We start from the raw sequence: 678 nt of genomic DNA, 5'->3' as shown, positions 1-678 counted from the left end.
ATAACCGACACTAAGTGCGAAAGTGTTCTCTTATGACGATAAACATCTCGCTTTACTGGTATCGGTCCTCCGGTTTTAACCCGAATATAATGACGTGTCATCAAAATACCTCTCAGTGATTAGTCACAAATTCAACGACTATACTTGCTTGACCAGCTTGTACTGTTTTGTCCGCTTTAGCATAGAGAGTGACCTCTTCATCATAAGGGACAAATTCCTTCTGATTGGTGGGCTTAACCTCTTTTACTGCCTGTTGTTTGATTTCCGCTTCACCAAACTCAGTCCCTCCAGCAGTGCTGCCTATTTTGACCTTTGTGTCCGAAAATGCTGTCTTAACAAACACTTTAATTGAAGTAATCAAAGCACCACGAGGTAGCGTACCTATTCTCATAGCGTTTTCTTTATCTTCATAGCTAAAATTAAGCCGCAAAAAGCTTACCTGCTGGGTATGAAGATTTCTCCCTTGCAAGGGCTGTGGTAAATAATCTGCCATGTCTTATCCCCTCAATGATTTGTTACGAATTGCACAACCACAACACACTCACCAGCCGCAGTTGTTTTATCCCGTGTTGCATAAAGGGTCATCTCCTTATCATCTGCAACAAAAGACTTTTGATCTGTTGGCGTAAAATCTTGCGTGCCCTGGGCTTTGATGTCTTTTTCACTGAACTCATTGCC

General features: G+C 42.0%; 1 protein-coding gene. It reads right to left on the bottom strand.

Going from position 1 to position 678, the window contains the following annotated elements; genetic code table 11:
- Positions 1-112 precede the first annotated feature (112 nt).
- The gene (locus ACFINH_RS10220) at positions 113-493 is read right to left on the bottom strand and encodes a hypothetical protein (protein WP_375611028.1); all 381 of its coding nucleotides are present in this window, start codon (positions 491-493) and stop codon (positions 113-115) included.
- Between the last annotated feature and the right edge of the window lie 185 nt (positions 494-678).

This window comes from Bartonella sp. AA74HLJMH (assembly GCF_042197045.1).
Lineage (GTDB): Bacteria > Pseudomonadota > Alphaproteobacteria > Rhizobiales > Rhizobiaceae > Bartonella.
Note: the sequence above shows the minus strand (reverse complement) of the source record. Positions and strands in the feature narration are given on the sequence as shown.